Raw genomic sequence first — 21,283 nt, forward strand, 5'->3', positions numbered from 1 at the left:
AAACCCAGCCATGAAAGAAATCATCGCTGCCAACCTGCTCCGCTACCGCAAAAGTCTAGGTTTGTCTCAAGAGCAACTTGCAGAACAAGCCTCTGTAACTCGCCAGAGTATCAACAACTACGAGAACGCCAAAACTTTACCAGACAGCAAAATCCTCTCAGCCCTGGCTCGTGCTTTGGGCATTACACTCGATGACTTGCTACGCTCACAAGGTGAAGGACTACCCAACTTTCGGTTCCGCGCTCATGTTTCCTTTGACAAAAATGCCCAGTTTGCAGCCCAAGTGCTACGAATGTTGCAAACTTATAACGCCCTAGAACAAGCCGTTGGCTTACCGACCTACACCCCAGAAAGTACACCTTGCCATCAAGTAGAAGGCAACGAAAAGCGCATTCAGACAATAGCTGCTTTGTTTCGCCATCGCCTGGGCTTGGGAGATGCTCCCATTGCCAACCTGTTTCAGTCTGTAGAAGAAATCGGTTTAAAAGTTTTACGCTCCTCCGTTCCCATTAAAGGTTTCTTTGGTCTGAGTGCTTGTAGTGATATTGAAGGTGCTTTTGTTTTGGTAAATACCCATAACATCACCATTGAACGTCAATTATTTACCCTTGCACATGAAATTGGACACTTAATCTTTCATCGTGTAGAGTACCAAGACACTTTAATTGAAGAAGGAACTAAAGAAGAAGAAAAAGCACGAGAAAAGGTGGCTGATTACTTTGCCAGTCATCTACTTGTTCCCCAGGCTGAATTTGAGCGGATGTACACACTTACCCAAGATATTGTCAAACTCAAACGGCATTTTCGGGTGAGTTACTTAGTCATTTTGAATCGTTTAGCAGAAATGAAAATCATTGATTTTGCTAAAGAGAAAGCCAAAATCTGTGCAATTTATAAAAAGCGACATAATGGGGCATCTTTGCAAAATTCAATGGAATTACCACCAGCCCTGGCTGTGGAAGAATACCCAGAAAATGAACGTTATGAATATCTAATTTGGCAGTGCTTAAAAATGGGCAAGATTTCCGAAATGAAAGCAGCGGAACTGCTCAATTTAACTGTGGAAAAACTGCGGGTGCGTCGTCAAGAGAATGAGGTTTATGCAGTTGCTTAACGGCACAATTCTCGACGCAACAGCACTCATTGATTTTTGCTACCTGAACGAGTGGGGATGGCTACAACAACACTATAGCCCATTGTACATTGCTCAGGAACTTTTAGACTCAGATCAACTGGAAATACCCACTCGCCAAACTGCTCACCAATACTTAACGCCTCTAAATCTTTCCACAGAAGAAATGTTCGCCAGTTTTCTAGAATTTGGTGTGAAAACACCGCTTCTCAGCGTTGCAGATAGGTCTACAATAGCCATCGCCCGTCATCAATTGTTGATTTGTGCCAGTGATGACGGGCTAGTTATTGAAACTTGTAAAGCATACAACATTGCCTACACCAGAACACTGCGGTTATTGGGTGAGATGGTAGATACAGAACACAAAACAGTAATTGAGGTGATGGCAATGGCTGATAACTTAATCCTGGAGCGTGGTAAACACATTTCTCCTAAAATTTTGACAGATTGGAAAACAAGCTTACATCAATAAAGATATTGTTTTCCAGGATGTTGTACTAGTTCACTGGTCTTTAACTGTCGATAAATACTGTACTGTTTAGATATCAACGTTAATGTTTTCAATCTGTCTAGCCGCTTTTTCCCAATACTTGGCTGTTATCTCATCTTTCCATTTATTGCGGAGATTATCAGCTTTCTTGTGACAAATTCGTTCTATCATTTCTAAAATTGCGGCTAATGTCAATTTATCGACTAATGTTTCTAAAACATCCATATCATCATTTTTCATAACACCCACCTCTTGCATGTTTTAAAAAAGGTGAAAATTAAGTTTATCTGTACTTACTATTAAACTTGATCTGGATGACGAATGATGATAAATGCCATAGATTGCAACAATTACAAAATCACCCAGGATTTACCATAGCCTTAAAAGCTTTTAGCACTGTAACCTGTTTTGCCTCAATCAATCCAAACATCCGCACTAATTTACGGATTTTAACATCAAAAATATATAACACTGAGTTAAACTAGATATATCTGACTAAGCTAGCCTCCAAAAGGCTTTTACTGGCAATACTCGGCATTTTTTCTAAGCAAAAATACATAATAAATAAATTAAATTATTACTTGAAATTTTGAGGCTTCACCTTGAACTTACATCAAGACACCAAATCCTCGAATCAGCCATGTCTGGATTCTGAGATGAATTCTCCAACCACCTTGTCAACGCAACCATTACCGTTGCACAAGGATGAAGGAAATGATGAGAAGTGTGTTCAAAATTTTTACCATTGGCTGAATCTTCATCAGGTGTGGGGAAAATTGCCCGCAGATGCAAAAGATGCGATCGCTCAGTCTAGCCATTATTTGCAAGTAGCACCCCAAACTCTGATTTATCAGGAAGGACAAACCCCCACGGGAGTGTACCTGTTAAAGTCGGGAACTGTGGAAATTTTCCAGTCATCACCCATTGGTCAATTGCTGATTCGTTACCGAAATCCAGGGGATTTATTCGGTTATACCCTCATTGCCAATGGTGTGGAAGGAACTTATCAAACTAGTGCGATCGCTTTGACACAGAGTGAAATTTGCTTTCTGCCCAAAGCAGCATTTCATCAATTGATAGTTGCTTACCCTGCTATTCAACAGGTGATTCATTCTCGTCTAGCGGAAGATTTGCAGGAGTATACAACTCGCATTGCTTGGTCACAGGTACGGATTCAATGCCTACAGTCCTATATCCAGCCAGTACCCCATCAAACTCACATTATCGGTAGTAGTAAAGCCACACAAAAACTCACAGAACAAATCAATCAAGCGGCTAAAAATCTTCAGCCTGTGATTTTTCAAGCTCAACCCGGTACAGGTAAAACCTTCGTTGCCGGTTTAATTCATACTCGCTCAGAACTAGCCTCTCAACCATTCGCGGAATTGGACTGTAGTGATTTGCCTCGGGCCGAGGATGGTCGGTTAAATACAGATGCCCTATTTGGTCGAGTAGGTCAGCAACAAGGAATTGTGGAACTGATCGAGCGAGGAACCATACTACTGGATAATGTACATGTATTGAGTGAAGGCGATCGCTCCCGCTTAATTCACTACCTCAAAACAGGATTCATTCTCCCTAATCACGGCATTGTCGGCAAAGTTAATCTCGTCAAAAAACCACCTCAACTTATTCAATCTGGGGTGCGGCTAATTCTGGCATCGCCTCACAAACTGGAATTGCCTGATATCAATACCATTACCATCAAACTGTTTCCCCTCCCCCAACGCAAAGCTGATATTGCCGATTTTGCTCATCACTTCTTAGAGCAGTTTTGTCGGGAACAGAATCGCCCCCTATTACAATTAGACCAATCCGACCTCCGTCGCTTGATCAGCTATGACTACCCTGGAAATATAGGGGAACTGGCAGAAATTCTGCACCGAGCAGTAATGATGACACCATCAGGCCATTCCACCATTCCTGAACAAGCCTTGTGGTCGGTGCAATCAACCAAAAACGCCTTCCGCCTGGATTTGTTAACCCATGTACCTTGGTTGCGACAAATATTTCTCAGTCGTTGGTATCCAGAAGCGATCTGGTGGGTGATGATGGCAGTGTTTGTGCCGGTGACAGTATTGGGTTTCCTTGGCCCCCAACCACGGGATAGCAGTGTCACTCTCAATTTATTTTGGGCCTGGTGGTGGCCTGGTTATCTGTTCCTCTTTGTCTTTGTGGGTCGGCTATGGTGTGCTGTTTGTCCATTCATGATTGCTGGTGAATGGATGCGACGTATTTCTCTCTGGCTCTTTCCCCGTCAGCAACTCACCTGGAATCACCAATGGTTGAACCGTTGGGGTGGTTGGGTTGTGTTTAGTGGTTTTGTGGCTATTTATCTGTGGGAAAAGCTGTGGGATTTACCACACCATGCCTATTTATCAGCCTGGTTATTGTTAACTATCACCGCTGGAGCAGTCATTTGCAGCGTGATTTATGAGCGGCGGTTATGGTGTCGCCATCTTTGTCCCATCGGTGGGATGAATGGGATGTTTGCCAAACTTTCCATGATGGAATTGCGTTCTGTGCAACAAATGTGTGGCAGTCAGTGTAACACCTTTGGCTGTTATAAAGGTACAGGCCCAACCCTAATCACCTTTGCCGGAGCCTTACCGGAAGAAGGACAAGCAACAGGAGGATGTCCGCTATATTCCCATCCAGCCCAATTACAGGATAACCGTGACTGTATGCTGTGCATGACCTGTCTGAAAGGCTGTCCCAATCGTTCTGCTCAGTTAAATTGGCGATTTCCCGCTTCAGATTTACTGGACAATCACAAAGGATTTTGGGCAGAAGCAGCTTTGTTGCTGCTGCTATTGGGTGGTGTTTTCATGCACCATGGCGATCGGATTTTGGCATGGTTGGGATGGGGTGAGGTTCCTGTAGATGCTGACCATTTGCTGATTAGTATTCCCATTGCCCTTGTGCTTTTGAGTATTCCCGCTGCCTTAACATACATTACTCATGCGATCGCTCGGTGCTTCGATTCAGAACAACCAGACTATCTCACTGTCATCTATGCCTATTTGCCTTTGACCCTAGCAGCCAATCTCACCCATTACATACCTGCGGCCATGACGGAAGCAGGGCAAATTCTCCCAGTGTTAGCCCAGACCTTGGGTTACAGTAGCGCAGGTTTACCAACTCTGACCTGGAGTTGGGATGTCGCTCAATTCTTACAAGGTATCACCCTCCTCTCAGCCCTGGTCTTCAGTCCCTATCCACTTTGGAGAATCACAGGGCGATCGCTATTTTCCAATATCCCCCATCTGTTATTAATGTTGAGTTTTACAGTCTTGTTTTTCCAATTGATGATTTGAAATCTCCCGCCAAAACCACTATAGACAGCAAAATAATGTAGCTTATTTTACTTTTTGTTCACTTGCCTTAGTGCTAGCTTTGGCTGGATATTAATATCATGTTCATTTATCCTGACATCAACGACACAACCAATATGACCAGCAGTATTATAGTAGTCTATTTACATTATTTAAGTTTCATGTTGTGTTTCGCTGCTTTAGCAGTAGAAGCATTGACATTAAAAAGAGAATTAGATGTAAAAGATGCTTGGAAAATATTAATTGCTGATGTAGTTTATGGCATATTTGCTACTAGTATACTAGTTACAGGAGTATTGCGTGTCATCTACTTCGGTAAAGGTGCAGATTACTATTTAAATAGCCCATTTTTCTACATCAAAGTAGCAACCTTTATTGTTGTTGGTACTTTATCTCTTTATCCCACAATTTCTTTTGTCAATTGGCTCAGAGATTTACTCCAAGGACAAGCACCCACATTAGAATTAACCAAGTTCAATCGTTTGCTGTGGATCATTAGGGCTGAACTAGTTGGTTTTACTTTGATTCCTCTCCTAGCAGTGATCATGGCAGCAGGAGTCGGAATTAAATAATACTGCAAAATTCAATTAAGGTGAGTTTGACTGTTTGATTTAGGTGCAAAAAAGCTGAGACTGTAATTGACAACGAAAACCAATCGTCTATCAGCTACGCCCACAATTGTATGTATCTCGCCTAGATGTAAACCAGATATGTTCACCCTCTGAACCAGACTAACAAATTGAGAGACACATTCAAACTACAAAAAATTTCCATATCCGTTCACATCGAACAAACCCTAAATATTAAAATGTGAGCTAAAAATTTTATAATTTTCAAAAGACTGCACAGCATTAATATCTAGGAAAAATATCTCATCATTATTCAATATTCCGTCAATAAATTAGTAAAAACGTGTTAAGCTGACAATAGGAATCAAAAAGCAAGAATGCAAAAAGACTTCAAGAGAGATATTGAGGTAAACTTAATTAAGTCCTTTTGCTCTGGTGAATCCACTTCAATATCGCTACGACCATTAGTAATGATAAACACAACCCAGAGAAACAGGATAGTAACTCTATTACTCCCTTGAAGTCAGTTATAACTTGGTGAAGTAACCATCACTAATAGTTAGCTATACAAGCTAGTATCATCCGCCAGAAATCATTACTCTAGGAGCCTGGGAAGAAAGACTCTTAGTCCAACTGGCTAACTAAAAGAAATCAGAAAAGTTGATGAAAAAACATAGTAACAGCACAATTAACTCTGTTTGATTTGCAGGCTATGTTCTCATAGTTAATTTGGGAATTAAGACTGCAAATACAGTTATAGTCTTCCCAAACATCTGACATTTAAGCACATATTCAAGAGTCACTAAGATATGACTCATGCCATTTCACGAAAATAGTGACACATATAAATTTTTTTAGGGGTTTAGCATGACTATACCCTGATCCAAATATTTATATCATCACCAACGAAAGTGAAGCGGTATCACTCGTAGGTTTCGAGGTAGATAACGCAGAATTAAATTTCTGAAATAGCAGTTAATCTTCTCTGCTTTCATGGCGAAATGATTGACTCAATTTTTAGAAATAATTCTCAGCGATACCCAAAAAACAAAGCGATCAGTATCTTAGGAGTAATTCTCGAATATTTGTTTGGTTTGTTTGTCGATAAGTGTTATGTGCAAACAGTTCCGAGCCTTAATTCTCAGATAAAACTTCAATCCCATTCATCCAGTAATTGTAGGTAAAAACTAACCATGACTGTTGACAAAAAAATCAGACAAATCGCTTTCTACGGTAAAGGTGGTATTGGTAAGTCTACTACTTCTCAAAACACCTTGGCAGCTATGGCAGAAATGGGTCAACGTATTCTAATTGTAGGTTGCGACCCTAAAGCTGACTCTACTCGTTTAATGCTACATAGTAAGGCTCAAACTACTGTTCTACATTTGGCTGCTGAACGTGGTGCAGTTGAAGATTTAGAACTAGAAGAAGTAATGCTCACAGGCTTCCGTGGAGTTAAGTGCGTTGAATCTGGTGGTCCAGAACCCGGTGTAGGTTGTGCTGGTCGTGGTATTATCACCGCCATCAACTTCTTAGAAGAAAATGGCGCTTACCAAGACGTTGACTTCGTATCTTATGACGTATTAGGCGACGTTGTGTGCGGTGGTTTCGCCATGCCTATTCGCGAAAACAAAGCACAAGAAATTTACATCGTCACATCAGGTGAAATGATGGCGATGTACGCTGCAAACAACATCGCTCGTGGTATCTTGAAATACGCACACACAGGTGGTGTACGTTTAGGTGGTTTAATTTGTAACAGCCGTAACGTTGACAGAGAAATCGAACTCATCGAAACTCTGGCAAAACGTTTGAATACCCAAATGATTCACTACGTACCCCGCGACAATATTGTTCAACACGCTGAGTTGCGTCGGATGACAGTTAACGAGTATGCACCCGACAGCAACCAATCTAACGAATACCGAATCTTGGCTAACAAAATCATTAACAACGAAAATCTCAAAGTTCCAACCCCAATTGAAATGGAAGAACTAGAAGAGTTGTTAATTGAATTTGGTATTCTTGAAAGCGAAGAAAATGCGGCAAAAATGATTGGTAAGCCTGCCGAAAGCACCACCAAGTAATTTTAATTTAGTAATTAACCTCGGTTTTGCTCAAACCGAGGTTCTCAAAAGTTCACCTTCTATTGAGCAAAACTTGTATATTTGAAAGCAACTCTATATTACGTAGATTTATTTTTTTGATATATTTATTTAATCTAGTTTATTATACTTAGACCACCAAAGCTTACATAACTTTATATAAAGGTTTTTACAACTATCCTGCGATTATTACTGGCTATGTCATACTAATAGATGAGAGTTAATTCGGCGACCGCGTTTGTTTTTAGTATTGACGGGCTTTTTCCTTTTGGTATTTACAGACTTTTCTCCGAAACTTAAATCTCTACACCCTTATGATTTCGGAGACAATTTATGTCAGTTTACGTAGGCAATCTTTCTTATGAAGTTACAGAAGATAGTCTGAATGCAGTTTTTGCAGAATATGGTTCTGTTAAACGTGTTCAACTACCTACTGACCGCGAAACAGGCCGTTTACGCGGTTTCGGTTTTGTGGAAATGGATACAGAGGCAGAAGAAACAGCTGCTATTGAAGCATTGGATGGTGCTGAATGGATGGGACGTGATTTGAAGGTGAACAAGGCTAAACCTAGAGAAGACAGAAGTTCCTCTGGTGGAAATCGCGGTAGCTACGGTGGACGTAGCCGCTACTAAGAGTGATTGCTTTAGCTTCAAAAGCTAGACCATCAAAATAGCGCATTAATTGCATTCCTTACTGACTCAGGCAGAAATGCTTGAGTCTTTTTAATAGACAAGCTGGACTGAGTAGCGAAAACTCAAGCTTTCTCAGCGAAAAATCAATTTCTGGAGTTATGCATGTCTCACTCAGACATTCCCGTAGAACCTGCCGTTTTAATCACCATTATTGGTGAAACAGTTCTGCAAGATCGTATTGTTAGGCTGTTAAAAAGCCATAACGTTACTGGCTACACCATTAGTCAGGTGCAAGGAGAAGGTGGCCATGGAAGACGCTTGTCAGACATATCAGGCTACAATACTAATATTCAGATTAAAACCATAGTCTCATTAGAAATATCTGACGCGTTGCTTTGTGCCCTAAAAGAGGAACAAGGTAAACATGGCTTAGTTGCTTTTAGACACCCTATAGAAGCTTTTTATTAATTAAATAACCTTGAGAAAATATCTAGTATAGATATGTGTTCTTAACCAATTCCATAAATTAGACATCTGGAGGTAAAGACTGTAGAAATGTTTGTGAGAAACGCATATTTAATTTCACCAGATGTCTATATGCAGTATCATGTGATTGAAGATTTTGATGTGATCAATGTTATACATCAAATCAAACCCCAGTCTTAGACCTAATTACAGATTTCCAGGTGGCTTAATAATGGACTCTACTGCTAACAAAATCATCCCAGAATTTGAAAAACTATTTAGACAAAAATTACAACTAAATAATTGTAAATTAAGAAAGAAAAGACAAGAGAATAATTATGAGATTACTACTCCTGCTCAAGACATTTTCCTGATGTACTGGTGCGAGTTTCCAGAAATTAAGTTGATATATCAGGCTATAGGAATTCGCACACAGCAGACTGCTGTTTATGAGCGAGCTATCCTCTCCCATATTAATTCTTGTCTCAGTATTCTCCAGGAAACTATTGCTATTAATACTCTATCAACCCAGAATTAGGTGCCATTAAATTACACTGACGATAAAGAATCTATGATTTGATTAACATCACGAGTATAAACTTTGTGGCTATACTCGTACCATTCTTGATCAGAATTATAAGGTGATCTGGTCAGTGTCGCTGCTTGGATATAGGCTATGAATGGTCGGCGTAAATGTTCATATTTGCTAAAGCATTGACTAATTAATTCCACATTTTGCCAATTATTTTTTTCGGCTATATTAGTAATTATTGTCACAATTGCTAGTGCATCTTCTAAGCCTTGATTGGCACCTTGGGCCATAAATGGTGGCATTCCATGGGCAGCATCTCCAACTAGTACCACTCGTCCTTGATGCCATGGAGGTGTAGTTGTGCCAGCATCAGTTTCATAGATGGCATGGTGGATATAGTAAGGACGTTGATTAATATTTTCGATTGGTGAATTTGCGACTAATTCTGTTAAACTGCTAGGAAAATCGGCATGTTTTAAGTTTTGGACTGCTAAATTCACTAAATCTTTTCCAGATTTACCTTGCAGACATTCTAAAGGTACAGGCAGATGGAGTATATAAGCAAACTGACCTGGCTCTCTAGAAAATAATATCATTCTTATCGCGCTACTCTCAAGAGAGTTTTCTGAGATAGAGTCCCTACTAATAGTAGTCAGAAATGTGTCATCCAGGAATTTATTAACTATTTCTGTTGCCAGTTGATTGGGGATATCCTTGATACCTCCACAGTTAATAGCTGCAAAGCCAGAATATTGAGGGTGAGTAAAATTAGTATAGGGGCTATCTTTATAGATTACTTTACGAACTTCAGAGTTAATACCATCAGCACCAATCACTAGTTTGCCACGAAAAGTTTTAGAAATGTATTGAGTAGGTGCGTTATCGATATTTTGAGTTGAATTATTCTTTGAATGGGAATTTTCTTCCCAATAAGCATAGGGATTATTTTCTACTCTACTATCAGATATACACTCTACTAGTACACAACCATTTTCTGGTTCATCAACTAAATTGGTGCAGCGATGATTAGCTTTTACCAGTTCTGGAGGAATCAAATTTCTCAAGGTAGTTTGTAATTCAAACCAAGAAATTGATACTCTCCCTTCACCATAATCTCGAAACCATTCATCAAACCGTAATGGAACTGACCTAATGATCTGACCTTGAAAGTTTTTATAAACCCATTGCGGTGAATTTTTTGCGGTGTTTGTCTCCCCAGATGGCTGGGGTTTAACTAACGTAGTAGCCTTATTTTTGACTGCTGTATAAGCATTGCTATCTAACGCCTTCAGTGATTTTAATCCATTAGGTAATAGGTCTAAGACCTGACCTACTTGACGAAAACCACGTGTTTGGTCAAGGACAAGAATGTTTTCTATACCCCTCTGACGTAATCCCACAGCAGTTGCTAAACCAATAGGCCCAGCACCGACGATGATAACATCATATATTTTTTGATGATTTGTAATCGCTTGATGTTGTAACATGGTTTTTAAAAATGAATAAATTCAGGTATTAATTGAAGATAAATTATATAATTACTCAAAATAACCGCAGTTTTGATATGGGATTTGATTTCCTATATACAAAATCAGAAAAATTCAGCCTGTTTGATAGTGGCTTGAAAAAATTCATAATAACTGTCTGTTTCTACATACCACCCAGCAGCTATTTCTGAGGGAATTGTCAAACCGTCAAAAGTAGTTTCTGCTGATAATTTACCACCAAAAGGTAGATAAGACCAAGTTTTATCTGTTGTCTGATTTCCCCATCTTGGTAATTTAGCTTGTAACACTTTACCATTTTCATCAATTAGTAAAGTGAGATTAACGGGTTCCCCATCAATTTGGAAACTGGCTTGAATTGTATCATCATTAATGGCTTGCCATGACACACCTTGTTGAGGTAAAAGTGCAGATGGTAGCCAGAATAATTCACCACCACAACGAGCAATGCTAGAACGGGTAGTATCGGTATTTATTGCTTTGACAAAGGGAATTAAACCCCAAATTTTAAATTCCACTTTTCCCGCACCATTGTAGTAATAGTCTGCCCCTTTGAGATGAAATAATCCACTACCAATCAAGGCTTTCCAAACAAAACCTTTGGCTGTCAAGATTTCTTCTCCTTGCATCGTTAGCCATTTATCTGGACTTGCGCGAAATTTTCCTTCCATTGTGAGTTTCACACCAGTTGCTAAGGGTGTACCGGGTGTAATTGCATGGCTAAAGTAACGTTGTACTGGTGCTGGTAATTCGGCTATTAATTCTTCAGTAAATTTTTTTGTTGGGGTTGGAGTTGCTAGGGTATGCCAAATTTTATTAATGTTGTGATTTTTCATTGTATTTAATAATTGAATGCAGATAAACACAGATAATCATGACAATCAATGGATTTCAGGATTCTGTGCAGCCTCAGATAAAATTGGTATTAATGTGTTGGGCTTTATGATCAAAAACCTGACAATTCATTTCAGGTTGACTATGTTCATCTCACTTTATCATAGGCAATTTTGCCATAATCCAGTTTGATGATTCTATCTGCTAGGTGAAAATAGTGATCGTCATGACTAATAATTAATACTGTTTTGCCTCTGTCTCGCAATTCTGGCAACAATTGGGTATAGAATATATCTTTAAATAATGGGTCTTGGTCAGCGGCCCATTCATCAAATAGATAAATAGGTCGATTTTCTAAATATGCTGTCAGTAAAGCTAATCTTTTACGTTGACCTTGGGATAGAGAAGTAGTAGAAAATTGACCGTTTTCTATTTTTACTTTATGGTCTAAGTGTAATTTTTGCAGATATGCTTGGGCTTGTTGGTCTAAATTGGCATTTTCTAGACCTAACAGTTCCTCAAATAAATAAAAGTCAGAGAAGACGACGGAAAAATGTTGACGATACCATTCACGGTTCTGGTCAGTAATTAATTCACCATTTAAGAAAATCTCTCCACCTTCGGGAATATACAGACCAGTAATTAGTTTCGCTAATGATGATTTACCACTGCCATTACCACCAACTATAAATACTAATTCTTGGGGATGTAAGGTGAGGTTAATTGGTCCAAGAATAAAGGTGTTATCTTCTTGTTCTGTATGATAGGTGTGGGTGACTTTTTGCAACTGCAAGCTAGACCAGTTAGGATCTACTTTTGATGGTACTGTTTCTACTTCTGCACGGCTAGCAAGTGATAAACCCAAAGACTCTATTTTTTGCAAAGCGACGCTGGCTTTACTAATTAAAGGTAAGTTATTGACGATGTTATCCATCGGCAACATGATATAGGTAAAAGTTAAAATATAGCCAGATAGGGTTTGAGCGTTGATGGTTAGTAAATGGGGTAAAACAAAGAGTACAAAGCCAATGGCAAAGAAAAAGAGAAATTTACCCCAACTTGTAGTCGTTGCGAATAAAGTTAAACCATCAACATTATGACGACGAAAAAGATTAGCTGTGGCTTCTAACCGTTGATTGAGGAAGATTTGCCGACGTTGATAATGTAATTTAAGTTCTTTAATCCCGACAGAAATTGTCCCGAAATGTTTAAATAACACATCTTGGTCATCACGGGCTAAAGCTAGTAATTTTTCACCTCGATTGAGTAACCATTGACAACTAGCTACACCAATTAACATTAAGGCACAAACTAATAGAAATACTAGCCAAGATAGCCAAGTAATATATAGTAAACATCCCAATACCATCGCTAAATCGATACACAGGAAGGGGATAACGTAAACGGCATTGGCTACTGCTTGAACGTCTTCAGTTAAAGTTGCTAATAAGCGGGGATTTCCTACTTGTTCTAGATGGGTTAATTCGGAAGCGAGGATTTGCCGACTTAAACCCATGCGTAGTTGTAAAACGGCTTGTTGGGAAAGACGAATCAGCATGACTTGGGAAATCACGCTGGTAATTAAGGCAACGATGACTAGTCCAACGAAACCCCAAGCGATGGATGTGAGAGGTGTGGTGTTGCTTTGACTGGCTGCACTACTAATTAAGGAAATTAAAGCGGCGCTACCACCACCACTGAGAAATCCAGTAAAGATCGCAGTTGCGACCATACCCCAAGATGAACGTAAGAGAAAGTAAATTAGATGCATGTGTCAGTGGTGAGTTTCTACTCTTTCCTATTCCCTGTTGCCTATGATGTTGATATTTTGTTTATCAGCCGTCTTATTTTACGGCTATGGGATTTATGCAGCGATCGCTTTTTTGCGTTCCCCTGCGGCTGTCCATCCCGATTTTCATCCCCCAGTGACGATTCTCAAGCCTTTGTGTGGTGTGGAGGCACAAACCTATGAGAACCTAGCCTCATTTTGCCAACAACATTATCCACAATACCAGATTGTTTTTAGTGTACGCGATCGCACAGACCCCAGTATTGAAGTTGTGCAAAAACTGATGGGGGAGTTCCCAGAAATCGAGATGAATCTAGTGGTGTCCGATCAATTAATTGGCGCTAACTTAAAAGTCAGCAACTTAGCTAATGCTGTCACCACCGCTAAACATGATATTCTCGTCATCGCTGATAGTGATATTCGTGTGGGTACAGACTACCTCCAGCGCATTATTCAACCATTCCAAACCGAGAATATTGGTGTCGTCACTTGTTTATATCGTTCCGCAGCCACTGGTATAGCCGCCATCCTCGAAGCTATAGGTACGGCAACAGACTTTCAACCCAGTGTATTAGTTAGCCAGCAACTAGAGGGGGTAAAATTTGCCTTTGGTTCCACTATCGCTATTCGCAAAGCCGCGCTAGAAAAAATCGGTGGTTTTGCAGCCATAGCCGATTATTTAGCAGATGATTTTCAACTCGGCTACCTTCCCGCCCAAATAGGTTACAAAGTAGTAATATCTGACTATATAGTTGAACATATCCTCGCCCACAGCAGCTTATTAGATTCTATCAACCGTCAAATCCGTTGGGCCCGTTGCATTCGCGTTTCTCGTCCTGGTGGTTATTTGGGGCTAATATTTACCTTTGGGACTGTTGCCAGTTTGATATTTTTTATTACCAATGGTGCTTCAATTTTTGCTTGGTCAATCTTAGGTATCACCTGGATGATGCGGTGGCTGATGGGTTGGGTGGTTGGTGTGATACTCCTCAAAGACCAAGTAACGAAAAGGTATTTTTGGTTGATGCCATTATGGGACTTAGTACATTTTACAATCTGGTGTTACGGCTTTGTAGGCAAGAAAATTGAATGGCGTGGACAGCAATTTCAGTTAATTTCCGGGGGTAAGTTGGTGTGGGAAGAACATCAGTATGAAGAATGAAAACATCCCACACCTTGTATACCTCACCTGTCTAAGCATCTTGAGGATTTAAACGACCCATTTGCCAAGTGGTGTATGTACCAATGGGACTCCAGCACAGATAAGGTAATAAAAGCAGTGCTGCTAACCCAGATACTGCCAAAACAGCAAGAGTGACTAAAACGCAAATAATTAAGCCTGTGCCACCTAGTATGGTGCCTATGGTGAGTTTACGTACTCTACACATGACTGGTGTATAGGCCATAGTAATAACTTCTAGCAATATGTATAAACCCATCATTAACCAGGTGGTGGTACTGCCTGGATCTTTTTCCCAAACAATATATGCAGACCAAGCGCCGCAAATAAATATAACTGTCCAGATAAAAGGAATTAAGGCTTCAAAAAATAGCCATCTGGGTCTTATTAAGCGTCTAAACCATTGGCGATCGCTTGGTGTTACTAAATTACCAGCTAAAGCTATTAAAAAAGCTACACCGCCTATCACCATCCAAGATTTAATCATCTAAAAACCTCGTGGTAAATTATCCATTCACGATTAAAATCAATTTGCTGGGATACTCAGCTAAGTTTGCTAATTTGGAGTTGTTCGTCCTGTGCTTAGTTCACCTTTACCAACTATTAATGCTCTTAAACAACCTACCAGTAATGCTTGGGTGGAGCAAGCGATCGCTAACTTAGATATCATCTTACTAGACCATTCCCACTGTGAACGCAAAGCCGCAGGTGTAGCTTTAAATTTTATCTTTCGCTATCCTTCCAATAGTAAGATGATCCGGGAGCTAACAGCGATCGCACGGGAAGAACTTGAACATTTTGAACTGGTCAATCAATGGTTAGAACGTCGTAATATCCCCCTTGCAGTTCTCAACCCCCCTCCCTACGGTGCAGGATTAAAGGCACAGGTTCGCACCAAAGAACCAGAAAGATTTTTAGACTCCCTACTGGTTACAGGTCTGATTGAAGCGCGTAGTCATGAACGACTAGGACTATTAGCCGCAAATTGTCCAGAACCAGAATTAGCCAAATTTTATCGCAGCTTAATGACATCTGAAGCCAGACATTACGGTACTTATTGGGTTTTAGCAGATACTTATTTTGACCGGGAAGTAGTGATGCAACGCCTTGATGAATTAGCAATTGTAGAGAGTGAGTTACTTGCAACTCTGCATCCAGAACCCCGAATCCATAGCTAGTAAATAAAGGGGGAAATTTTGCAACTGAAAGGAAATTGACCAAAAAATGATGATGCCAGACCCTGATGAATTAGCAATTGTAGAGAATTAGTTACTGACAAATTTGCACCCAAAACCCCAAATTTATAACTAGTGAATAATATGGGGAAACTTTAAACCTGATGGAAAAATTCAAACGTAGTTCTTGAGTGGAAAATCAATGATTTAGGCTAGAGTTATACTTTGTCTACGTATCATACAGTAACCTGCTCCTAAAATCCCTGAAACAATCACACTCAATCCTCCAGATGTTTCAGGTATGGATGTGGGTACAGAGGGAGGTTCAGGGACCTGAAGAGAGTCACATATCCTTCTAGCTTCCTCCTCATTAAAAACTTTTTTCTCATCATTTTCTTTTTCATGATTATTACTAGGAGTTGCGGGAGTTGCTGGATTAGCGGGAGTTGCTGGATTACTTGGGCCATTGGGATTTGCAGGAGTTGCAGGAGTTGCAGGAGTCGCTGGATTACCTTGATTGTTGCCAGTTTCATCTTCTGAATAATAATTTTTAGAGGCAATCACAGTACAGGCACTGTTAGGTAAAGATAATGTTTCCCCTGCTCCCAAACTCATAGCTTGAATTTCTCCTACAGCTTTGAGATTGGAAATATTGGTAGTGGGTAACCTGACACCAATTTTGAAATCAAACCTGGTTTGTCCAGTGGGAATGGCTGGTGTTGTGGCACTAGCAAAAATACTATTAGGGGTAGTCGTGATAGAGTTAAATGAAGGAGTCCAATTTGGATCTACTGAAGTAAAAAACGTTCTCACTTGAGCAGAAGTAGTAGTCCGGAGAGTGGAATTGGTAGGAGCCGTAAAAGTACCGTCAAAAACTTGTATTCCAGATAAACTATTGGCCAGAAAAGGGGTACTAAAGGCATGTTCAAATCTAATTGTTGGAGATATTCTGGCAGTTGTAGCAATATTTTTGATAGAAAATTTAGTTAAATTGAGGACTACATATCCTGTAAAAGGATCTTCGCTAGCTACTAAACTTCCTGCCACATCGAAATTATCAAACCTTGTATTAAAAGTAATGGTGTTAAGGAGGCTAGAAGAAGCATCTCCTGTACCATTATCATTGATTCTAGTTCCAGTAAAAGTTGTATTACTGAAACTACCAATTCTCAGTGTTAGAGCATTAGCAGGAGTAGCATTAGAAGTGATTCCTAGTATTAACGCTGTGATGCCAAGCTTCAATAAATACTTGATTGCAGACATAGTTGGCTCCGTATTTTTGTATAGTTTATTTATAACTACCCAAAGACTACAACAGAGATAAGTCTGCTACAAGGATTTAATGCCTTCTTCATGAAAAAAACACAGCATCTTAAACAAAAAAACTGAGCAAGTGTAAAAAAGATACACTCCCTGAGTTAAAAATTAGGTTGAGATGAGTATAAATATAAATTTATGATGAATAAAAATTCATTAATCTTCCGAAATCTGATGATTTAATCCGAGTTTGGCCAATGTTAGGCTCAAGAATGAACACAGATCAAATCAAGTCTAGTTTTTCATGGTTATTTCTGAACTACAGTTGTCGCACAAGTAACTGACACTTGTCAAATGCTCAAATCTTTTGTGTGATATGTAGTGATGGGAATCTAAGTAACAACGATGAAATTACGTAAATATAAATAATTGAAACTATTAATTAGCTATATACTGACTACAGTAACAAACAATATACATTAAAAAACGCTAACACCTATGACTAAGCTATATTTAAATTCTCAATGGACTACTTGTCTGATTAACTTATCGACAATAGTTAGTTTAGCGGGATTATCTGCCCAAAGTGCGATCGCCCAAATCATACCCGATAATACTCTCGGTCGAGAAGCGTCAAAAGTAACAAACGACACCAAAAAACCCACCCTACCATCCCAGTTAATTGAAGGAGGTGCTAAAAGAGGTGCAAATCTTTTTCATAGCTTCTCTGAATTTAATATTGCTGAACAATCACAAGCTTACTTTGCCAACCCTGCAGGTGTTGAAAATATTCTCAGTCGCGTCACTGGTAGCAACTCTTCTCAAATTCTTGGTAAATTGGGTGTTTTAGGCAACGCTAACCTGTTTTTACTCAACCCTCATGGCATCATCTTTGGTAAAAATGCCACCCTTGACATTAAAGGTTCATTTTTTGCTACTACTGCTGACGGAATTACATTAGGAGAAAATGGGTTATTTAGTGCTGCCAACCCCCAAGCCAGTAATTTACTTTCCGTTCAACCAGGAGCATTATTTTCACAAGCACTCAAACAAACACAATCAACAATTAGTAATCAAGGAAATCTCACCACAGGTAAAAATCTCACCTTAGCAGCTGACAATCTCAATCTAGAAGGACAGTTAACATCTGGAGGAGACTTACAACTTTTAGCTACCCATACATTAAATATTAAAGATAGTCCCAATCATCCCTTTATCGCTACAGCACAGGGAAACCTACTTCTTCAAGGTAATCAAACAATCGATATATTTGCCTTAAACCATCCTCAAAGTGGTTTATTCTCCGGTGGAGACATGATATTGCGGTCTGACCAAACTATCAAAGGTGATATTCATTATGGGAGTGGAGGAAAATTTCAAATTCAAAAACTTGATGGTAGTCATGGTGACTTATTCAGCGATCAAGACCCCATCATTTTAGCTCAGGGAGATGTCAGTTTAGATAATTATACAGGTGCTTCTTTACATATCCTGGCTGGAGGTAGTGTAACTATTGATACGATTACTATTAATGGAACCGACTCAACTGCAAATACAATTAATCCCAACAACCCTAATGCTTTCCTTGCTAGTTTAGCTACCTTCCAACTCTCCGATGGTACCCCTATAGTAATTGATGGTAGCCAAAACCAAACTGTCGATATTCGTGCTGGTATTGATTGGTCATTAATACCTGGTTTTCCTGGAAATACTAACGGAACAAACCTTTCACCAGTGCTAGGAAATAATCCCACTAGTGCTGCCATCACAATCAACACTATCCTTAATGATCCCACAAGCACTAATCGTGGCATTGTTTTTTTATCCAATCAATATAAACCAAATCAATCCCTAACTAATGCCAATCAAAACACAATCTCAGTGGATACCATTGGTGCTAGAACAGATAATATTGATAATGTCGGCAGTCTATTAATGATTGATGCTCGTCAAGATATTAGCCTGAATAGAGTGAGTATGAATGGAGGAAGTAGTCTGGAATCCAAGGGTGGAGATGTCAAATTATTAGCAGATGGAAATATTTATTTAGAGTCACTGATTATATCAAATGGAGTAAAATCTGGAAATATAACTCTAAAATCCCAAGGCGATATTACATTAAATACTGGAGCTTACGTACAATCTATTCAAGCAGGTAATGCTCAAGGAAATTTATTAGGAGGAAATATCCTTCTTGATAGTAAAGCTAATATTTATATTAAAGGTGACTTAAAGCCTGAATCTATTTACAGTGCGACTAACAGTAGTAATGCCAATGCACAAAGTGGCAATATTAATATCAGAGCCAAATCGTTTTTAGCAGAAGATTCAGTAGAGTTCAAAACTATAACTTTTGGTGCTGCTAAGGCGGGAGATATCATTTTTGATGTTAGCGACAGTATCAATTTAAATAACTCCAGTTTAGTCAGTGAAGTAAGTAATGGAGCATTGGGTACTGGTGGTGCCATCAAACTTAAAGCTAATGAAGTTTACCTCAATAATGGTTCATCACTCGACTCTCGCGCTCTAGGAAATGGTAGAGGAGGAGACATTACTATTGAAGGCGAAAAATTAGTTAGTTTTGATAATAGTAAAGCTCTCAGTACCACCCAATTCATTAATGGACAGAAAGGAGGTGATATTCAGATTAAAGTGAATGATGGTTCACTAATTTTGAATAACTCATCTACCATTTCTTCTAATACTTTGGCAGATGGCGATGCTGGCGATATTGTCCTCAAAGCACAGAATATGGAAATATCTAATCAATCTCAAATATCTGCTTTCACATCTGGTGTTGGACAAGGTGGCAAAATCACTTTGAATGCTGATTCAGCAATTATTATGAATGGAGCAGCAAGTTTATCTGTGCAAGCAACAGGGACAGGAGATGCTGGCGGTATTGACATTAAATCTGAAGAGTTGACCCTTGAAAATGGAGTAAATCTGACTGCAATTAGTACCGAAAGTATTGGTGGTGATATTGTTTTGTCAGGATTAGATAATTTATTAATTAATAACAGTAATATTTCTGCATCTACCGCTAATGGTCAAGCAGGAAGTGTAACAATTAAAGCTAAAGAAAATGTCACTTTAACAGGAGATACAAAGGTCTCTGTAGAAGCAACAGGTACAGGTGCTGCCGGTAGCTTAACAGTTAATGCTGGGGACTTTACTATTAAAGATGGTGCGCTAATTTCTGCCGCTAACGTTGATGGGGAAGGCGGCAGTATTGAGATTAAAGCTAATAATTTTACTGCTAACAGTGGTGGTAAGTTAATTACTACTACCTCTGGTAGTGCTAAAGCTGGTAATATTACCCTCAAAATCACAGATAGTCTGACTATCGCAGATAGTGACAGCGGATTATTTGCTAACACTACTCCAGGTTCTAGCGGTGATAGTGGCAATATTAATATCGACCCACCCACCTTTATCATCCGTGATGGTGCAGGTATAGGTGTCAACAGCAAAGGTACAGGAAAAGGTGGCAATATAGATGTACAAGGTGCTACTTTGACTTTAGATAATAATGCTTTTATTAATGCAGAAACTGCCAGTAATCAAGGTGGAGAAATCAGTTTAAAACTTCAAGACACGTTGCTGTTACGTCGCGGTAGTCGCATCACTGCTTCTGCGGGAACCAATCAAGCTGGAGGGGATGGTGGAAATATTACAATTAATGCTCCTTTAATTGTGGCATTTCCTAATGAAAATAGTGATATTACTGCTAATGCTTTTCAAGGCAATGGTGGAAATATTTACATCACGACGGATAACATTTTTGGTTTAGAATTTCGTCCTCAATTAACTCCTTTAAGTGATATCACAGTATCTTCGGAATTGGGTGTCAGTGGAAATGTGGAAATAAACACACCAGGAGTAGACCCAGCAGCGGGTTTAGTGGAGTTAATAGCTAGTTTTGTCGATGCGGAATCTTTAGTTGCAAAAAATCTGTGTGCGTTGGAAAACAATCGCATTGCGGGAGGTAGTTCTTTTGTCGTTACAGGTAAAGCCGGTTTACCAGCTAGTTCTCAAGATTCCATTGCTAACTCTCCAGGAATAGTTGAGTGGGAAACTCGTTCCCCCAGACAAAACACATCTCCTGTTGTCCTCAGAGAAGTTGTCAAAACTAGTCAAGGAGACAAAAAACCTCAATCTCCAATCATTCAACAAGCACAAGGTTGGTTAATTACTCAAGAAGGTAAAGTGATTCTCACCGCATCAGCAGCATCTGTGACTCCCCAAAGTCCTGAATTGGTTCATCCTGGTTGTCATTGAA

Annotated in this window: 17 protein-coding genes; 11 read left to right on the forward strand and 6 right to left on the reverse strand. The window is 39.5% G+C overall.

Features of this window, described 5'->3' with window-relative positions:
• The first annotated feature begins 10 nt into the window (after positions 1 to 10).
• Positions 11 to 1,114, forward strand: coding sequence for an XRE family transcriptional regulator (locus tag H6G73_RS01125; RefSeq protein WP_190601099.1), 1,104 nt, complete (start codon positions 11 to 13; stop codon positions 1,112 to 1,114).
• Complete coding sequence (locus tag H6G73_RS01130; protein WP_190601100.1) at positions 1,101 to 1,604, forward strand: hypothetical protein; 504 nt, start codon at positions 1,101 to 1,103, stop codon at positions 1,602 to 1,604. The genes H6G73_RS01125 and H6G73_RS01130 overlap by 14 nt, the downstream gene beginning before the upstream one ends.
• Before the next feature lie 66 nt (positions 1,605 to 1,670).
• On the opposite strand, the gene H6G73_RS01135 is transcribed toward H6G73_RS01130, so the two are convergent.
• The gene (locus tag H6G73_RS01135) at positions 1,671 to 1,862 is read right to left on the reverse strand and encodes a hypothetical protein (protein WP_190601247.1); all 192 of its coding nucleotides are present in this window, start codon (positions 1,860 to 1,862) and stop codon (positions 1,671 to 1,673) included.
• Between the two features lie 416 nt (positions 1,863 to 2,278).
• Between H6G73_RS01135 and H6G73_RS01140 the strand changes: the two genes are divergently transcribed.
• The 6 genes from H6G73_RS01140 to H6G73_RS01165 all read left to right on the forward strand — a co-directional run bounded on the left by H6G73_RS01140 (position 2,279) and on the right by H6G73_RS01165 (position 9,267).
• Positions 2,279 to 4,939 (forward strand): cyclic nucleotide-binding domain-containing protein, encoded by a 2,661-nt coding sequence (locus H6G73_RS01140; RefSeq protein WP_190601101.1) that lies wholly within the window; start codon positions 2,279 to 2,281, stop codon positions 4,937 to 4,939.
• Positions 4,940 to 5,073: 134 nt separating this feature from the next.
• Entirely contained in the window at positions 5,074 to 5,529 is a 456-nt protein-coding gene (locus tag H6G73_RS01145; RefSeq protein WP_190601102.1) for a DUF2214 family protein, read from the forward strand.
• 1,190 nt (positions 5,530 to 6,719) lie between these two features.
• The gene (nifH, locus tag H6G73_RS01150; protein ID WP_190601103.1) at positions 6,720 to 7,613 is read left to right on the forward strand and encodes a nitrogenase iron protein; all 894 of its coding nucleotides are present in this window, start codon (positions 6,720 to 6,722) and stop codon (positions 7,611 to 7,613) included.
• Positions 7,614 to 7,964: 351 nt separating this feature from the next.
• Positions 7,965 to 8,264, forward strand: coding sequence for an RNA recognition motif domain-containing protein (locus tag H6G73_RS01155; RefSeq protein WP_190601104.1), 300 nt, complete (start codon positions 7,965 to 7,967; stop codon positions 8,262 to 8,264).
• Between the two features lie 162 nt (positions 8,265 to 8,426).
• The gene (locus H6G73_RS01160; RefSeq protein ID WP_190601105.1) at positions 8,427 to 8,732 is read left to right on the forward strand and encodes a P-II family nitrogen regulator; all 306 of its coding nucleotides are present in this window, start codon (positions 8,427 to 8,429) and stop codon (positions 8,730 to 8,732) included.
• A gap of 229 nt (positions 8,733 to 8,961) precedes the next feature.
• Entirely contained in the window at positions 8,962 to 9,267 is a 306-nt protein-coding gene (locus tag H6G73_RS01165) for a hypothetical protein (protein WP_190601106.1), read from the forward strand.
• Positions 9,268 to 9,278: 11 nt separating this feature from the next.
• Here the strand turns inward: H6G73_RS01165 and H6G73_RS01170 are convergent, their stop codons facing one another.
• The 3 genes from H6G73_RS01170 to H6G73_RS01180 form a co-directional block, all read right to left on the reverse strand.
• Complete coding sequence (locus tag H6G73_RS01170; protein WP_190601107.1) at positions 9,279 to 10,748, reverse strand: FAD-dependent oxidoreductase; 1,470 nt, start codon at positions 10,746 to 10,748, stop codon at positions 9,279 to 9,281.
• Positions 10,749 to 10,852: 104 nt separating this feature from the next.
• Positions 10,853 to 11,602, reverse strand: a complete 750-nt coding sequence (locus H6G73_RS01175) for a DUF6920 family protein (protein WP_199317551.1) — start codon at positions 11,600 to 11,602, stop codon at positions 10,853 to 10,855.
• Between the two features lie 146 nt (positions 11,603 to 11,748).
• On the reverse strand, positions 11,749 to 13,371 hold the full coding sequence (locus tag H6G73_RS01180) for a cyclic peptide export ABC transporter (RefSeq protein ID WP_190601109.1): 1,623 nt from the start codon (positions 13,369 to 13,371) through the stop codon (positions 11,749 to 11,751).
• 43 nt (positions 13,372 to 13,414) lie between these two features.
• Between H6G73_RS01180 and hpnI the strand changes: the two genes are divergently transcribed.
• Positions 13,415 to 14,551, forward strand: a complete 1,137-nt coding sequence (hpnI, locus tag H6G73_RS01185) for a bacteriohopanetetrol glucosamine biosynthesis glycosyltransferase HpnI (RefSeq protein WP_190601110.1) — start codon at positions 13,415 to 13,417, stop codon at positions 14,549 to 14,551.
• A 31-nt stretch (positions 14,552 to 14,582) separates the two neighbouring features.
• On the opposite strand, the gene H6G73_RS01190 is transcribed toward hpnI, so the two are convergent.
• Complete coding sequence (locus H6G73_RS01190) at positions 14,583 to 15,056, reverse strand: TspO/MBR family protein (RefSeq protein ID WP_190601111.1); 474 nt, start codon at positions 15,054 to 15,056, stop codon at positions 14,583 to 14,585.
• Between the two features lie 91 nt (positions 15,057 to 15,147).
• Between H6G73_RS01190 and miaE the strand changes: the two genes are divergently transcribed.
• Positions 15,148 to 15,747 carry a tRNA-(ms[2]io[6]A)-hydroxylase gene (gene miaE, locus H6G73_RS01195; protein ID WP_190601112.1) on the forward strand — a complete coding sequence of 200 codons (600 nt, stop codon included), beginning with the start codon at positions 15,148 to 15,150 and terminating at the stop codon, positions 15,745 to 15,747.
• Between the two features lie 204 nt (positions 15,748 to 15,951).
• Here the strand turns inward: miaE and H6G73_RS01200 are convergent, their stop codons facing one another.
• Complete coding sequence (locus H6G73_RS01200) at positions 15,952 to 17,007, reverse strand: hypothetical protein (RefSeq protein WP_190601113.1); 1,056 nt, start codon at positions 17,005 to 17,007, stop codon at positions 15,952 to 15,954.
• Positions 17,008 to 17,499: 492 nt separating this feature from the next.
• On the opposite strand from H6G73_RS01200, the gene H6G73_RS01205 reads away from it, so the two are divergent.
• Entirely contained in the window at positions 17,500 to 21,282 is a 3,783-nt protein-coding gene (locus H6G73_RS01205; protein WP_190601114.1) for a two-partner secretion domain-containing protein, read from the forward strand.
• Position 21,283: the final 1 nt, after the last annotated feature.

Origin of the sequence: Richelia sinica FACHB-800 (assembly GCF_014698825.1) — a bacterium.
Taxonomy (GTDB): Bacteria; Cyanobacteriota; Cyanobacteriia; order Cyanobacteriales; family Nostocaceae; genus FACHB-800.

Coding starts and splice junctions, on each gene's coding strand:
- H6G73_RS01125 (WP_190601099.1), top strand. CDS start 11: ATGAAAGAAATCATCGCTGCCAACCTGCTCCGCTACCGCAAAAGTCTA.
- H6G73_RS01130 (WP_190601100.1), top strand. CDS start 1,101: ATGCAGTTGCTTAACGGCACAATTCTCGACGCAACAGCACTCATTGAT.
- H6G73_RS01135 (WP_190601247.1), bottom strand. CDS start 1,862: ATGAAAAATGATGATATGGATGTTTTAGAAACATTAGTCGATAAATTG.
- H6G73_RS01140 (WP_190601101.1), top strand. CDS start 2,279: ATGAATTCTCCAACCACCTTGTCAACGCAACCATTACCGTTGCACAAG.
- H6G73_RS01145 (WP_190601102.1), top strand. CDS start 5,074: ATGACCAGCAGTATTATAGTAGTCTATTTACATTATTTAAGTTTCATG.
- nifH (WP_190601103.1), top strand. CDS start 6,720: ATGACTGTTGACAAAAAAATCAGACAAATCGCTTTCTACGGTAAAGGT.
- H6G73_RS01155 (WP_190601104.1), top strand. CDS start 7,965: ATGTCAGTTTACGTAGGCAATCTTTCTTATGAAGTTACAGAAGATAGT.
- H6G73_RS01160 (WP_190601105.1), top strand. CDS start 8,427: ATGTCTCACTCAGACATTCCCGTAGAACCTGCCGTTTTAATCACCATT.
- H6G73_RS01165 (WP_190601106.1), top strand. CDS start 8,962: ATGGACTCTACTGCTAACAAAATCATCCCAGAATTTGAAAAACTATTT.
- H6G73_RS01170 (WP_190601107.1), bottom strand. CDS start 10,748: ATGTTACAACATCAAGCGATTACAAATCATCAAAAAATATATGATGTT.
- H6G73_RS01175 (WP_199317551.1), bottom strand. CDS start 11,602: ATGAAAAATCACAACATTAATAAAATTTGGCATACCCTAGCAACTCCA.
- H6G73_RS01180 (WP_190601109.1), bottom strand. CDS start 13,371: ATGCATCTAATTTACTTTCTCTTACGTTCATCTTGGGGTATGGTCGCA.
- hpnI (WP_190601110.1), top strand. CDS start 13,415: ATGATGTTGATATTTTGTTTATCAGCCGTCTTATTTTACGGCTATGGG.
- H6G73_RS01190 (WP_190601111.1), bottom strand. CDS start 15,056: ATGATTAAATCTTGGATGGTGATAGGCGGTGTAGCTTTTTTAATAGCT.
- H6G73_RS01200 (WP_190601113.1), bottom strand. CDS start 17,007: ATGTCTGCAATCAAGTATTTATTGAAGCTTGGCATCACAGCGTTAATA.
- H6G73_RS01205 (WP_190601114.1), top strand. CDS start 17,500: ATGACTAAGCTATATTTAAATTCTCAATGGACTACTTGTCTGATTAAC.